This window comes from Pseudomonas sp. GP01-A4 (assembly GCF_058780865.1).
The window spans coordinates 71353-86168 of record NZ_JBYSWF010000008.1; the positions used below are offsets into that span (position 1 = coordinate 71353).

The window sequence follows — 14816 nt, forward strand, 5'->3', positions numbered from 1 at the left end:
GTGTCAGGCACCCTTGAACTGTTTCTGCAACTCCACCAGCGCCGGGGACGCCGGGGTGATGTGGTTGCGGGTCTGGGCTTCGATCAGCCAGCCGCTGCGGTGCAGGTCCTTGACGATGGGGTCGAGTTTGGCCTGGGTGTCGCTCTCGCCACGGCGGGTCCAGATTACCGATGGCGCCGGGTTCAGCTCGGGACTGAGGGTGCGGTAATCCTTCCATTCGGCGCTGTCGTTGATCAGCGGGTTGACCAGGGTGGAGTCATGCACCGCGGCGACGCAGTTGTTGCCGCGCAGGGCCAGCAGGGATTCCGAAGAGCTCTTGAAGGCCTTGATCTGCGCGCCCAGTTCGGTCAACGGCTTGACGTAGCTGCTGCCCTGGGAGGTGCACACCGGCTGGTCCTTGAGATCTTCCCAGCGGGTGATCTTGCTGTCCTTGAGTACGGCAGCAGTGCCGCCGATCTTGTAGAACGGCGTCGGCACGAACCCGAGGATCTCGCCACGCTCGGCGGTCCATTCCATATTGGCGATCAGCAGGTCGACCTTGCCCTGTTGCAGGAACTGCACACGGTTGGCCGGCAATACCGGCACCAGCTGCACCTCGGCGCCCAACTGACGGCCCAGCTCGTTGGCCAGGTCGACGTTCAAGCCCCTGGGCTTCTGGGTGGTGGGGTCGATGCCGCCAAACGGCCCGCCAGACAGCAGCACGCCGACCACCAGCACATGGCGCTGCTGGATCTTGTCCAGGGTCGCATCGGCCTGAGCCACTGCGCTGCCGCCCAGGGCGATCAACGCGCCCAGGACCACAGGCAACCTTCGTTTTACCGCCGCGCGCACAAACCCCATGGAACTCCCCTCATTAGCGATCGGCGTACCCCGACCTGATGTGGGGGCATGCTAGGGAGAGTGCCGGGCTAACGGAAATTCAAATATCTAATATCGTTATAACTTCCCGTATATGGACGCGCTGACTTTTGGCCATATACTCGAATTCATTAGCCCTCGTAAAAACCCGGCGCGACAAAACATAAACATCTGTAATGTTTATCTTCGCACCCTTGATATAAAAACGCCCTGGAATGGCCATGTCGACCCTCGATCTTGAACTGCTCCGCACCTTTATCGCCGTGGTCGACCACCACAGCTTTGCCGAAGCCGGCACTCACCTGGCACGCACACAATCTTCCGTCACCCAGCATATGCAGCGTCTGGAACAACAAGTGGGCGTCAGCCTGTTTGAAAAACGTGGCCGGCAAAAACAACTGACAGAACCCGGGATGCAGCTGTTGCGGCATGCGCGGCAGATGCTCTCGCTGAATGACGATGCACTCAATTCCCTGCGGGAAAGCAGCCTCAGCGGCGTACTGCGTATCGGCTCGCCCCACGACATCGCCGACACCATCCTGCCGCCGATCCTCAGCCACATCGCCCGCTCGGCACCGCGCCTGCGCCTGGAGATCGACGTCGGGCGCAGCCCGTTCCTGATGGATGACCTGCACCGGGGCAAGGTCGACATGGTGATTTCCACCCGCGCCGATGCCAACCTGGAGGGCTTTGCACTGCGGACCTCGCCGGTGTGGTGGATTTGTTCGGCGCAATACATTCACTCGCCAAGCGAGCCGCTGCCATTGATTCTGGTGGATGAGCCGAGCATTTATCGGCGCTACGCCCTTGAGGCGCTGGAACGGGCGAATATCCCGTGGCGCCAGGCGTACCTGGCATCGAACCTGATCGGTATCAAGGCGGCAACCCGCGCAGGGCTCGGCGTGACCCCACGGAGCATGGAGATGCTAGGGCCGGATATGCGGGTATTGGGGGAAAACGATGGATTGCCGAGGATGCCGGAGGTCACGTACTACCTGTGGATCCGTCCGAACACGGCGAACCCGATTGCGCGCAAGGCTTATGACTTGATCAGGGCCAGCCAGGGGCTGGCGCTGGGGTGACGGTTATTGCTGGGTCAATTGGGTCCACAACGCGGGTGCGCCGGCGGACTTGGCGATCGCCTCGAGGCGCGCCGCGTGTTCGGCCATGTCCTGCTCGCTGGCACGAATGATCGTGGTGGGCTGGCGATCCGCTGGCAGGCGGCGGATTTCCGAAGGACGATTGCCCGAGCCTTCCGCCGAACCATTGCCGTCCGAGGCATTACCGGCCAGGGACAGGCTGGTCTGGCCACCGGTCATGGTCAGGTAGACGTCGGCGAGAATCTCGGAGTCGAGCAACGCGCCGTGGAGTTCACGGCCAGAGTTGTCGACGCCATAGCGTTTGCACAATGCGTCGAGGCTGTTGCGCTGGCCCGGGTGACGCTCACGCGCCATCATCAAGGTGTCGAGGATCGAGCAGTGCCGGGTGATATCAGCCCGGTCGGTCTGCCCCATCAGCGCAAATTCGTTGTTGATGAAGCCAACGTCGAACGCCGCGTTATGGATGATCAGCTGCGCGCCGTTGATGAACTCGAAGAACTCATCCGCCACTTCGGCAAACCGTGGCTTGCCCACCAGGAATTCGTTGGTGATGCCGTGGACGCCGATGGCGCCTTCGTCACTTTCCCGATCCGGTTGCAGGTAGACGTGGAAGTGCCGGCCGGTGAGGCGGCGGCCCATCAGTTCGACACAGCCGATTTCAATGATCCGGTGGCCGTCGGTCACCGGCATGCCGGTGGTTTCGGTATCGAGTACAACAGATCGGATGGCCATCAGGGTTCAGCTCTCAACGGTTTGGTACATTTCAAGGGGCGGGATCTTAACACGTCAGACGGCATCAGCTCTGTTTGTAGCCGCGCACTTCATCCACACCGCGGTTGGCCAGTTGGTCGGCCCGCTCGTTGCCGGGATGGCCGATGTGCCCGCGCACCCATTTCCAGGTGATGTTGTGGCGATTGCATTGCTCATCGAGCAATTGCCACAGGTCGGCGTTTTTCACCGGCTCCTTGGCCGCAGTCTTCCAGCCGCGCTTCTTCCAGTTGACCATCCACTCGTTGATGCCCTTCATCACGTACTGGGAGTCGGTCACCAGCAATACGTCGCAACGGCGCTTGAGCTCTTCCAGGCCACGGATCGCGCCCATCAGTTCCATACGGTTGTTGGTGGTGTTGGCTTCGCCGCCCCACAGTTCCTTCTCCACGCCCTTGCACACCAGCAAGGCGCCCCATCCGCCGGGGCCGGGGTTGCCCTTGCAGGCGCCATCGGTGAAGAGTTCTACGGTATCGGTCATTTCACTGTCCATTAAAGCGGGATCCATCAAAGCGGGTTGCCGATAATCGACCGACAAGTGCCCGAGGTCGAGAGGCTCGACCTGAAATCAAAAAGGTATGTTTACTGTTCGCTCTGCTTGCGATTGACCTTGGCCATCGGCATCGGCACCAGCTTGCCCATCGGCTCGCGACGCACCTGGCGCACCGGGCGCAGGCCAACGACGATCTTGCGCGCCACCAACAGGTAGAAACCCCCGCCGGACAATTGCCAGGCACCGGCCCTGCGTTCCCAGCCGGCCAGCCGGCCTTGCCACTTGGCAGACGCAAGCGGCGGACGATAGCACCCGAAGCGGCGTTTCTCCAGCGCAAAGCCCAGCAGGTTCAACCAGTCGCCGACTCGCGACGGCGAGATGCAGCGCGCCTGGCGCAGCCCGTCATGGGCGAACACATGGCGCAAGCCCCAACTGCTCCAGGGGTTGATGCCAATGATCAGCAAATGGCCACCAGGGCGCACGCTGCTGGCCGCTTCGCGCAGCAAACCGTGGGGCGACAGGCAGAAATCCAGGCCATGCTGCATCACCACCACATCGGCCGCATGCTCGCTCAACGGCCAGGCCTGCTCCTCGCAGACGATTTCAACCCCCGGCAGCGGCGCCCCCAGGCGCACATTGCGTTGCACCTGGGGTGCCGACGGCGGGGTTTGTGCCGACGGCCCGTAATGCACCAGGTAACCACCAAAGAACCGACCCAGCTCGTCTTCGAGCATGCGCCGTTCTTCATCCAGTAAAAATTGCCCGACAGGCCCGGACAGCCATTCACGGGCGGCACCGATCAGTGCCAGCCACTCGGGATCGGCCTGGGCGAACGCTTTATCAGTCATTGCATTCTCCAACGCGCCAAGAAGCTCTAAGATGCACCAATGTGTTCAGCTTGGCGAATCAAAGAATGATACAGATCAGTGCCCTGCCCGCCTTCACCGATAACTACATCTGGTTGTTACAGGATCAGCCGAACAAGCGCTGCGCGGTGGTCGATCCCGGTGATGCCGCGCCCGTGCTGGCCTGGCTCCAGCAGCATCCCGAGTGGACCCTCAGCGACATCCTGGTGACTCACCATCACCATGATCATGTCGGCGGCGTCGAGCAACTTAAAAGTGTTTCAGGCGCCACGGTCTACGGCCCGGCAAATGAAAAGATCCCGGCGCGGGACGTGGCACTCCAGGATAACGACCGCATCAACGTGCTGGGTTGGGACTTCGAGGTGTTTGCCGTACCCGGCCATACCCTGGGGCACATCGCCTTTTATCACGAGGGCGTGCTGTTCTGTGGCGACACCCTCTTCGCCGCCGGTTGTGGCCGCCTGTTCGAAGGCACCCCGCAGCAAATGCACACCTCACTGGAGCGCCTGGCGGCCTTGCCGGCCAACACGCTGGTGTACTGCACCCACGAATACACACAAAGTAACCTGAAATTCGCCCAGGCCGTGGAACCGCATAACGCGGATATCGCCGAACGGGTGGAGAACGTGCGGCAACTGCGGGCGAACGGCCAGATAACATTGCCTTCGACTTTGGCCCTGGAAAAACGCACCAACCCTTTTCTGCGGACCTCTGAAACATCCGTTAAAGAAAAAGCGGACGAACGGAATGGCCGCGATAACCGGGCCGGGAGTGAGGTGTTTGCTAGCTTGAGGTCGTGGAAAGATACGTTCTAAGCGCGCGGAATTTAGTACGTAATTTCTGAATGGTTGACCGCAACCCACGCGCTTTCTAGAATCGCCCGACATTTTTGCCCGGAACTTACTTCCAGCCAATGTCGTCATCTATTCGTAAAACCAACCATTCAGACGCATTGACCCGCCTGGCTCAAGCCGTGGCGGTGGCTGTGTCCGCTACTCTGGCGGGCTGCCAATCGACCCATTTTGCCGCACAATCCACCGTGCAACCCAAGCCAAACCTTACCGCCAAGATCAAGCAAAAACCCCTTTGGCTATCAGAGAAGCCAAGCCCGGAAGTGCCCCAGGATGTCTGGGAACGCATGCGCCGGGGCTTTCAATTGCAGGACGGGTTAGGCGTCAACCCGCGCATTGAACAGCAACGATTGTGGTTTGCCAGCAACCCATCCTTCCTCGAGAACGCCGGCGAACGCGGCAGCCTCTATATTCATTACATCGTCGAACGCCTTGAAGAACGCAACATGCCCCTGGAGCTGGCGCTGCTGCCAGTGATTGAAAGTGCCTACAACCCAATGGCCTATTCCCGCAGCGATGCGGTCGGCCTGTGGCAGTTCGTTCCCGCCACCGGGCGCTATTTCAACCTGCGTCAGACCCGCGCCTACGACGGCCGCCGCGACATCACCGCCTCCACCACCGCTGCCCTCGACTACCTGACGCGCCTGCATGACATGTTCAACGGCGACTGGTTGCTGGCCCTGGCGGCTTACAACGCCGGTGAGGGCACGGTCAGCCGGGCCATCGAGCGTAACGAGAAGCTCGGTTTGCCGACGGACTACTGGAACCTGCCTCTGCCCCAGGAAACCAAGGACTACGTGCCCAAGTTCCTGGCGCTGTCCCAGGTGGTGCTGGCCCCCGAGGCGTATGGCGTCAACTTGAACCCGATCGCCAACACGCCGTACTTCGAAGTGGTAGAAATCAAGACCAGCATGGACCTGTCACGGGTCGCCGCGCTGGCCGAGATTGACGAAGACGAACTGTTCCAGCTCAACCCGGCCTTGAAACAGCGCACCACCCTGGACGGCCCGCAGCATTTGCTGGTGCCGACGTCCAAGGCGCAGTTGCTGGCCAGCAGCCTTTCGGCGATGAAGCCCGAAGAATTGCTGAGCATGCGCCCGAAAAAGCCGGTGTTCGACGACGTTGAGCACAAGGCCATTGCCGGTCGCACCCGCAACTACAAGGTGCGCAGCGGCGACAACCTGACGCTGATCGCCAAGGCCAACAAGGTCGATGTACATGACCTGCAGCGCTGGAACAAGCTCAACGGGCAGGCGCTCAAGGTCGGCCAGACCCTGGTGATGCAGGACACCCGCAAGCTGGTGGCCAAGGCCGACAGCAAGAAGCCGGTGCAGTACAAGGTCAAGAAAGGCGATTCGCTGTACATCGTCGCCAAGCGCTTCAACGTCGAGATGCAACATCTCAAGCGCTGGAACCCACGCACTGGCCAGGCCCTGAAACCTGGGCAGATGCTGGTGGTTTCCGGGCCGCGCTAAGCAGCAAACACGAGGGGGAACTGGCAACAGCTCCCCCTTTGTTCTTCACCCTGCCAACCCCCATCCAAGCCTGTAGTCTCCCTCCTGCGGCGCCAGCCTTTTTCCAATCGGAACAAGCTGTTACTGTACGGTTCATAAAGCCCAAGCCGCCTGGATCGGATCCCTGACTTGAAGCGTCCCCTCCTTCTACTAATAAGTCTGGCCTTGAGCTTTTCCGCGAACGCGTCCATTACCGAGAGCCACGGTTATGCGCAGTTCGGCACGCTCAAGTACCCGGCCAAATTCACCCACTTCGACTGGGTAAACCCCGCAGCGCCCAAGGGCGGCACCTTGCGGGTCATGGCGTTTGGCACGTTCGACACCCTCAACCCGTACACCTTCAAGGGTTCCAGCCCGGTTTCCACCGCCAATTTCCTGCAATATGGGGTTAACGAGCTCAATGAGCCGTTGATGGTCGGCACCGGCCAATATGCCCCTTCCGGCGATGAACCCACCTCCAGCTACGGCCTGATTGCCCAATCGGTGGAATACAGCGAGGACCGCAGCTGGGTAGTGTTCAACCTGCGCCCTGAAGCGCGGTTTCACGATGGCAAGCCGATCACCGCCTACGACGTGGCGTTTTCCTATCGCACGCTGCTGACCGAAGGTCACCCGCAGTACCGCACCAACCTGCAGGAAGTGGCCCGGGTCGACATTCTTAACCGGCATCGCATTCGTTTTGTGTTCAAGCGCGCCGGCAACCCGTTGCTGATCCTGCGCCTGGGCGAGCTACCGGTATTGCCCCAGCATTACTGGAAAAACCGCGATTTCAAGGCCACCACCTTCGAGCCGCCGCTGGGCAGCGGGCCTTACCGCATCAGCAAGGTCAGCCCCGGGCGACAACTGGTGTTCGAGCGGGTCAAGGATTACTGGGGCAAGGACCTGGCGGTCAACCGGGGTTTCTATAACTACGACAAGGTCGAGGTGGAGTTCTACCGCGACAGCGACGTGGCCTTCGAAGCGTTCAAGGCCGGCGAGTTCGATATCTATATCGAGCACCAGGCGAAGAACTGGGCCAACGGCTACAACTTCCCGGCGGTCAACCGTGGCGATGTGATCAAGGCGCAGATCGCCCACCAGATACCGACCCAGAGCCAGGGCCTGTTCATGAACAGCCGGCGCCCGGCCTTCAGCCAGGCCAAGGTCCGCGAAGCGTTGGGGCTGATGTTCGATTTCGAGTGGACCAACCGCACCCTGTTCAGCGGCGCCTATAAACGCAGCCTCAGCTATTACCCCAACAGCGAATTCTCCGCCACCGGCGTGCCGACCGGCCATGAGTGGCTGATGCTGTCGCCCTATCGCGACCAACTGCCGGCCAACCTGTTTACCCAGCCCTTCAGCCTGCCCCAGACCGACGGTCGCGGCATTCCTCGCGACACGATGCGCCGCGCCCTCGCATTGTTGGCGGACGCCGGCTGGAAGCTGTCCGGGCAACGCTTGCTCAACAGTGACGGGCAGCCGCTGAGGCTGGAGATTCTGCTGGTGAACCCGAACCTGGAGCGCATCCTGCAGCCCTATGTCGAGAATCTGACAAGCATCGGCGTCGATGCCCGCTTGCGCACGGTAGACCGCGCACAGTACAAACAACGCCTCGATCAGTTCGACTTCGACATGATTCTGATGACCCTCAACCAGACCCTCAGCCCCGGCCTTGAGCAGTGGCAGTATTTCCACTCCAGCCAGGCGGGGATCAAGGGCAGCAAGAATTACGCAGGCATCGCCAACCCGGTGGTCGACCACCTGCTGGACCAACTGCTGGCGGCGCAAACCCGTGAAGAACAGTTGGCCGCCGGCCGGGCGCTGGACCGCGTCCTGCTGTGGCAGCACTACAGTATTCCCAACTGGTACCTCAACTATCATCGCCTGGCGTACCGCAACCGGTTCGCCTTCGTCACCACGCCGCCCTACAGCCTGGGCCTGAGCGCATGGTGGCTGAAAGCTTCGGAGAAAGCCCAATGATACCTTTGCGTACTGCGATCCTTGGCAGCCTGCTGTTTTGCGCCGCGGCCAATGCGGCCCCGCAACATGCCCTGACCCTCTACAACGAACCGCCCAAGTACCCCGCCGATTTCAAACACGTCGACTACGTAAATCCGGATGCCCCCAAGGGTGGCACCTTCCGCGTATCCAGCATGGGCAGCTTCGACAGCCTCAACCCATTCATCAGCAAGGGCGTGCCGGCAGATGATATCGGCCTGATCTACGACACCCTCGCCCAGCAAAGCCTGGACGAACCCATCACCGAATACGGCCTGGTAGCCGGCAAGATCGAAAAGGCCCCGGACAACAGTTGGGTACGCTTCTACATTCGCCCCGAAGCGCGCTTCCACGACGGCCACCCGATCCGTGCCGAAGACGTGGTGTTCAGCTTCCAGACGCTGATGAAGGACGGCTCGCCGATCTTCAAGACCTACTACGCGGATGTCGACGAAGTGATCGCCGAAGACCCGCTGCGGGTGCTGTTCAAGTTCAAGCGCACCAACAACCGCGAACTGCCGCTGATCCTTGGGCAACTGACAGTGTTGCCCAAGCATTACTGGGAGGGCCGCGACTTCTCCAAGGGCAACCTGGAGATTCCGCTGGGCAGCGGCCCGTACAAGGTGGCCGAGGTCAAGGCCGGGCGCTCGGTCCGCTACGAGCGGGTCAAGGACTACTGGGCCAAGGACCTGCCGATCAACAAGGGTTTCTACAACTTCGATTACCGGGTCACCGATTACTACCGCGACAACACCGTGGCCCTCGAAGCCCTCAAGGCCGGGCAGTTCGATTACTGGCTGGAAATCAGCGCGAAAAACTGGGCCAATGCCTACAACACCCCCGCCGTCACCCAGGGCCGCCTGATCAAGGAAGAAATCCCCAACGGCAACCCCACCGGCATGCAGGGCTTCGTGTTCAACACCCGCAAACCGATGTTCCAGGATGTGCGGGTGCGCAAGGCCATCAGCCTGTTGCTGGACTTTGAATGGAGCAACAAGCAACTGTTCAACGGCGCCTACACCCGCAGCCGCAGTTATTTCGAAAACTCCGAGATGGCCGCCACCGGCCTGCCCGGCCCGGATGAGCTGGCGATTCTTGAACCGCTGCGGGACAAGATCCCGCCCCAGGTGTTTACCGAAGCCTTCGAGCCATCGAAGACCGACGCCAGCGGCATGATCCGCACCCAGCAGCGCGAGGCCTATCAACTGCTGCAAGAGGCCGGCTGGAAGATCGTCGACGACAAGATGGTCGACACCACCGGCAAGCCGGTGACCATCGAGTTCCTGCTGGCACAGACCGAGTTCGAACGCATCCTGTTGCCGTTCAAGCGCAACCTGGCAGACCTGGGGATCGACCTGGTGATTCGCCGGGTCGACATCTCGCAGTACATCAACCGCATCCGTTCGCGGGATTTCGACATGGTGGTGGGCAGCTTCCCGCAATCCTCATCGCCCGGTAACGAGCAGCGCGAGTACTGGAAGTCATCCAGCGCCGACAAGCCCGGCAGCCGCAACTACATCGGCCTGAAAGACCCGGCCATCGACCAGTTGGTGGAAGAACTCATCGACTCCGACTCGCGCAAAAGCCTGGTGGCCCACGCCAAGGCTCTGGACCGCGTGCTGCAGTTCGGCTACTACGTGATCCCCAACTGGCACATCAAGACCTTCCGCGTGGCGTATTGGGACCACCTCGGCCATCCGAAGGTCTCGCCACGGTATGACGTCGGCACCGCCACCTGGTGGAGCAAACCCGACGTGAAACCTGCGATAACCGTGGACACCAACCAGAGCGCCGATCCGGCGAGCGGGGGCGACTGAGATGCTGGCCTATATTTTTCGTCGACTGCTGCTGATCATCCCGACCCTGTTCGGCATTTTGCTGATCAACTTTGTGATCATCCAGGCCGCCCCGGGTGGCCCGGTGGAGCAGATGATCGCCAAGCTCGAAGGCTTTGAAGGCGCCACCAGCCGGATTGCCGGGGGCGGTGCCGAAGTCTCGGTGGCCGGTTCCAGCTACCGCGGCGCCCAGGGCCTGGACCCGGCGCTGGTGAAGGAAATCGAGAAGATGTACGGCTTTGACAAGTCGGCGCCGGAACGCTTGTGGATCATGGTCAAGAACTACGCCCGGCTGGATTTTGGCGACAGCTTCTTTCGCGATGCGAAGGTCATCGACCTGATCAAGGAAAAGATGCCGGTGTCCATCTCCCTCGGGTTGTGGAGCACCCTGATCATGTACCTGGTGTCGATCCCCCTGGGGATCGCCAAGGCTACGCGGCACGGCAGCCACTTCGACGTGTGGACCAGCTCGGCGATCATCGTCGGCTACGCGATCCCGGCGTTCCTGTTTGCGATCCTGCTGATCGTGGTGTTCGCCGGCGGCAGTTACTTCGACTGGTTTCCGTTACGCGGGCTCACGTCCAACAACTTTGACGAGTTGAGCTGGGGCGGCAAGGTCCTCGATTACTTCTGGCACCTTGCCCTGCCGGTGACAGCGCTGGTGATCGGCAACTTCGCCACCATGACGCTGCTGACCAAAAACAGCTTCCTCGACGAGATCAACAAGCAGTACGTGGTCACCGCCAAGGCCAAGGGCCTGACCAACCACCGCGTGCTGTACGGCCATGTGTTTCGCAACGCGATGCTGCTGGTGATTGCCGGCTTCCCGTCGGCCTTTATCGGCATATTCTTCACCGGCTCGTTGCTGGTGGAAGTGATCTTCTCCCTCGACGGCCTGGGCCTGATGAGCTTTGAAGCGGCGATCAACCGCGACTACCCGGTGGTGTTCGGCACCCTGTTTATCTTCACCCTGCTGGGATTGGTGGTGAAGCTGATCGGCGACCTCACCTACACCCTGGTCGATCCGCGCATCGACTTCGCCAGCCGGGAGCATTGAGATGAATCTATCCCCCCTCAATCGTCGCCGGTTCGAACGTTTCAAGGCCAACAAGCGTGGCTGGTGGTCGCTGTGGCTGTTTTTGATCCTGTTCGGCCTGAGCCTGGGCGCCGAGCTGATCGCCAACGACAAGCCGCTGGCGGTGCACTACGACGGCGACTGGTACTTCCCGGCGCTCAAGCGCTACCCCGAGACCACCTTCGGCGGCGAATTCCCGCTGGAAGCCAACTACAAGAGCCCGTATATCCAGGAGCTGCTCAAGGCCAAGGACGCCTGGACGTTGTGGGCACCGATTCCGTACAGCTACCAGAGCATCAACTACGACCTGAAAGTTCCGGCCCCCGCCCCGCCGTCACGGGACAACCTGCTGGGCACCGATGACCAGGGCCGCGATGTGCTGGCGCGTGTGATCTACGGCTTCAGGATTTCCGTGCTGTTTGCCCTGACGCTCACCGTGCTCAGCTCGATCATCGGCGTGATCGCCGGGGCCTTGCAGGGTTTCTACGGCGGTTGGGTCGACCTGGCCGGCCAGCGTTTCCTGGAGATCTGGTCCGGCTTGCCGGTGCTGTACCTGTTGATCATCCTCGCCAGCTTCGTGCAACCCAACTTCTGGTGGCTGCTGGGGATCATGCTGCTGTTTTCCTGGATGAGCCTGGTGGACGTGGTGCGCGCCGAGTTCCTGCGCGGGCGTAACCTGGAATATGTGCGGGCTGCCCGGGCGCTGGGGATGCAGAACGGCGCGATCATGTTCCGCCATATCCTGCCCAACGCCATGGTCTCCACCATGACCTTCATGCCGTTCATCCTGACCGGGGCGATCGGCACCCTCACCGCGCTGGACTTCCTGGGTTTTGGCCTGCCGGCCGGCTCGCCGTCCCTGGGTGAACTGGTGGCCCAGGGCAAATCCAACCTGCAGGCGCCGTGGCTGGGCATGAGTGCGTTTGCCGTGCTGGCGATCATGTTGAGTCTGCTGGTGTTTATCGGCGAGTCCGCTCGCGATGCCTTCGACCCGAGGAAATGAGATGAATCAGGACAATCTGATCGAAGTCCGCGACCTCTCCGTCGAGTTCGTCGTAGGCAACAGCCACCAGCGGGTGGTGAACAACGTCAGCTTCGATATCAAGCGCGGCGAAACCCTGGCACTGGTGGGCGAAAGCGGCTCGGGCAAGTCGGTCACGGCGCACTCGATATTGCGCCTACTGCCCTACCCCCTGGCACGTCACCCGTCGGGCACGATCCAGTACGCCAACCACGATTTGCTGACCCTGAAGGAAAAGACCATCCGGCATATCCGCGGCAACCGGATTGCGATGATTTTCCAGGAGCCGATGACCTCGTTGAACCCGCTGCACTCCATCGAGAAGCAGATCAACGAAGTGCTCGGCCTGCACAAGGGGCTTACCGGCAAGGTGGCCACCAAACGCACCCTGGAGCTGCTGGAACTGGTGGGCATCCCCGAGCCCCACAAACGCCTCAAGGCGCTGCCCCATGAGCTGTCCGGCGGCCAACGCCAGCGGGTGATGATTGCGATGGCCCTGGCCAATGAGCCGGAGTTGCTGATTGCGGACGAGCCGACCACGGCACTCGACGTCACCGTGCAGTTGAAGATCCTGGAGCTGCTCAAGGAACTGCAGGCGCGCCTGGGCATGGCCTTGCTGTTGATCAGCCACGACTTGAACCTGGTCAGGCGCATCGCCCACCGGGTATGCGTGATGCAAAAAGGCTGCATTGTCGAGCAGGCCGAATGCGAAACCTTGTTCGAGGCGCCGCAGCACCCTTACACCCAGGAGCTGCTGGCAGCGGAACCCAGCGGCGGGCCCGCCACCAATGAAGTCGGCCCACCGTTGCTGGAAGTCGATGACCTGAAGGTCTGGTTCCCGATCAAGAAAGGCTTCCTGCGCAATACCGTCGATTACGTCAAGGCGGTGGACGGCATCAACTTCAGCCTGCCCCAGGGCCAGACGCTGGGCATCGTTGGTGAAAGCGGCTCGGGCAAATCCACCCTGGGCCTGGCAATTTTGCGGCTGATTGCGAGCAAGGGCGGCATCCGCTTCGAAGGCCATCAGATGGACAAGCTCAGCCAGCAACAGGTGCGCCCGCTGCGCCGGGAAATGCAGGTGGTGTTCCAGGATCCGTTTGGCAGCCTGAGCCCGCGCATGTGCGTGAGCGAGATCGTCGGCGAAGGCCTGCGTATCCACAAGATGGGCACTGCCGCCGAGCAGGAAGCGGCGATTATCGCCGCGCTGAAGGAAGTGGGCCTGGACCCGGAAACCCGCAATCGCTACCCTCACGAATTTTCCGGCGGCCAACGCCAGCGCATCGCTATTGCCCGCGCCCTGGTGCTCAAGCCCCGGCTGATTCTGCTGGACGAGCCGACCTCGGCCCTCGACCGTACCGTGCAGCGCCAGGTGGTGGAACTGCTGCGCAACCTGCAGGCCAAGTACAACCTGACCTACCTGTTCATCAGCCACGACCTGGCGGTGGTCAAGGCCTTGAGTCACCAACTGATGGTGGTAAAACACGGGCAGGCGGTTGAACAGGGAGATGCACCCGCGATCTTCGCCAACCCCCAGCATGCCTACACCCGGCAACTGCTGGAGGCGGCGTTTTTGGTGCCCGGCCCCTAGCAGCTGCTACGCCATTGGGTGTCAGAAATCGGTTGAGGCCGACAGTTCACGCCAGGCGGCGGTCTCTTCCTTGACGTAAGCCAGCTTGTCCTCAATCGCCTGCAACGTATCGGTGCCCAGGGCCAGGCGCATCGGCGGATGCGGCGCTTCCACCAGCTTGATCATGGCCACTGCCAGCAGCTCCGGGTTACCCGGTTGCTGCTGGTTGTAGACCTTGGCCAGCTTGCGCACCTCGCCGGACGTGGCGGCGTAATCGTCGATGATCAAGGGCGACTCCACCAGGGAGTTGCCATCCAGGAAGTCGGTGCGGAAATAACCCGGCTCCACCACCGTCACCTTGACGCCCAAGGGTGCCAGCTCTGCGTGCAGCGCCTCGCTCAACCCTTCAACGGCAAACTTGGTCGAGCAATACGTGCCGAATCCCGCCCCCGAACGGAAGCCGCCCACCGACGAAATATTGATCACGTGCCCACTGCGCGCCTGGCGCATGAACGGCAATACACCGCGAGTGACATTGAGCAGCCCGAACACGTTGGTTTCATACAAGCGGCGAACCTCATCGGCAGACGCCTCCTCCACCGCGCCCAGCAGGCCAAAACCGGCATTGTTGACCAACACATCAATGCGCCCGAAGTGCTCAATGGCGGCACGGGCAACGTCGGCAGCCTGGGATTCGTCGGTCACGTCCAGTTGCACCGCCAGCAGCCCGGGTTGCTCACCGAAGCGTTCGGTAACGGTATGGGCGTTGCGGGCCGTCGCCACCACCGCATCACCGTGGGCCAGAGCTGCCGCGACGATTTTCGCGCCGATGCCCCGGGAAGCCCCGGTTACCAGCCAAACACGCTTGAAGGAATGTGCCGTTGTCATGAT

At 61.4% G+C, this 14816-nt stretch carries 13 protein-coding genes; 8 read left to right on the forward strand and 5 right to left on the reverse strand.

From position 1 onward, the window contains the following. Positions 1–3 precede the first annotated feature (3 nt). Complete coding sequence (locus AC3WKX_RS07740) at positions 4–840, reverse strand: transporter substrate-binding domain-containing protein (protein ID WP_008435195.1); 837 nt, start codon at positions 838–840, stop codon at positions 4–6. Between the two features lie 239 nt (positions 841–1079). Here AC3WKX_RS07740 and AC3WKX_RS07745 point away from each other — a divergent pair, with 239 nt between their 5' ends. Beyond that, positions 1080–1940, forward strand: coding sequence for a LysR substrate-binding domain-containing protein (locus AC3WKX_RS07745; protein WP_003207477.1), 861 nt, complete (start codon positions 1080–1082; stop codon positions 1938–1940). A 3-nt stretch (positions 1941–1943) separates the two neighbouring features. Here the strand turns inward: AC3WKX_RS07745 and dnaQ are convergent, their stop codons facing one another. The 3 genes from dnaQ to AC3WKX_RS07760 form a co-directional block, all read right to left on the reverse strand. Next, positions 1944–2684, reverse strand: coding sequence for a DNA polymerase III subunit epsilon (gene dnaQ / locus AC3WKX_RS07750; RefSeq protein WP_162835175.1), 741 nt, complete (start codon positions 2682–2684; stop codon positions 1944–1946). Positions 2685–2754: 70 nt separating this feature from the next. Further along, positions 2755–3207, reverse strand: a complete 453-nt coding sequence (gene rnhA / locus AC3WKX_RS07755; RefSeq protein WP_003207474.1) for a ribonuclease HI — start codon at positions 3205–3207, stop codon at positions 2755–2757. A gap of 101 nt (positions 3208–3308) precedes the next feature. Beyond that, positions 3309–4067 (reverse strand): class I SAM-dependent methyltransferase, encoded by a 759-nt coding sequence (locus AC3WKX_RS07760; protein WP_008435200.1) that lies wholly within the window; start codon positions 4065–4067, stop codon positions 3309–3311. 65 nt (positions 4068–4132) lie between these two features. Between AC3WKX_RS07760 and gloB the strand changes: the two genes are divergently transcribed. From gloB to AC3WKX_RS07795, 7 genes are all read left to right on the forward strand, one after another. After that, positions 4133–4900: a hydroxyacylglutathione hydrolase gene (gene gloB / locus AC3WKX_RS07765; RefSeq protein WP_003207471.1), complete on the forward strand. Its 768-nt coding sequence runs from the start codon at positions 4133–4135 to the stop codon at positions 4898–4900. A gap of 98 nt (positions 4901–4998) precedes the next feature. After that, on the forward strand, positions 4999–6411 hold the full coding sequence (locus tag AC3WKX_RS07770) for a lytic transglycosylase domain-containing protein (protein ID WP_008435202.1): 1413 nt from the start codon (positions 4999–5001) through the stop codon (positions 6409–6411). Between the two features lie 168 nt (positions 6412–6579). Next, positions 6580–8409 (forward strand): extracellular solute-binding protein, encoded by a 1830-nt coding sequence (locus AC3WKX_RS07775; RefSeq protein ID WP_102605661.1) that lies wholly within the window; start codon positions 6580–6582, stop codon positions 8407–8409. Then, a complete protein-coding gene (locus AC3WKX_RS07780) occupies positions 8406–10244 on the forward strand; it encodes an extracellular solute-binding protein (RefSeq protein ID WP_102605660.1) in 1839 nt (612 codons plus the stop codon). Before AC3WKX_RS07775 ends, AC3WKX_RS07780 begins: the two co-directional genes overlap by 4 nt. Position 10245: 1 nt before the next feature. Continuing rightward, positions 10246–11319: a microcin C ABC transporter permease YejB gene (locus tag AC3WKX_RS07785; protein WP_008435207.1), complete on the forward strand. Its 1074-nt coding sequence runs from the start codon at positions 10246–10248 to the stop codon at positions 11317–11319. Position 11320: 1 nt separating this feature from the next. After that, complete coding sequence (locus tag AC3WKX_RS07790) at positions 11321–12340, forward strand: ABC transporter permease (protein WP_008435209.1); 1020 nt, start codon at positions 11321–11323, stop codon at positions 12338–12340. 1 nt (position 12341) lies between these two features. Continuing rightward, a complete protein-coding gene (locus AC3WKX_RS07795) occupies positions 12342–13946 on the forward strand; it encodes an ABC transporter ATP-binding protein (protein ID WP_102368872.1) in 1605 nt (534 codons plus the stop codon). Between the two features lie 21 nt (positions 13947–13967). Here AC3WKX_RS07795 and AC3WKX_RS07800 read toward each other — a convergent pair whose 3' ends face one another. Continuing rightward, positions 13968–14813 carry an oxidoreductase gene (locus AC3WKX_RS07800; RefSeq protein WP_008435212.1) on the reverse strand — a complete coding sequence of 282 codons (846 nt, stop codon included), beginning with the start codon at positions 14811–14813 and terminating at the stop codon, positions 13968–13970. Between the last annotated feature and the right edge of the window lie 3 nt (positions 14814–14816).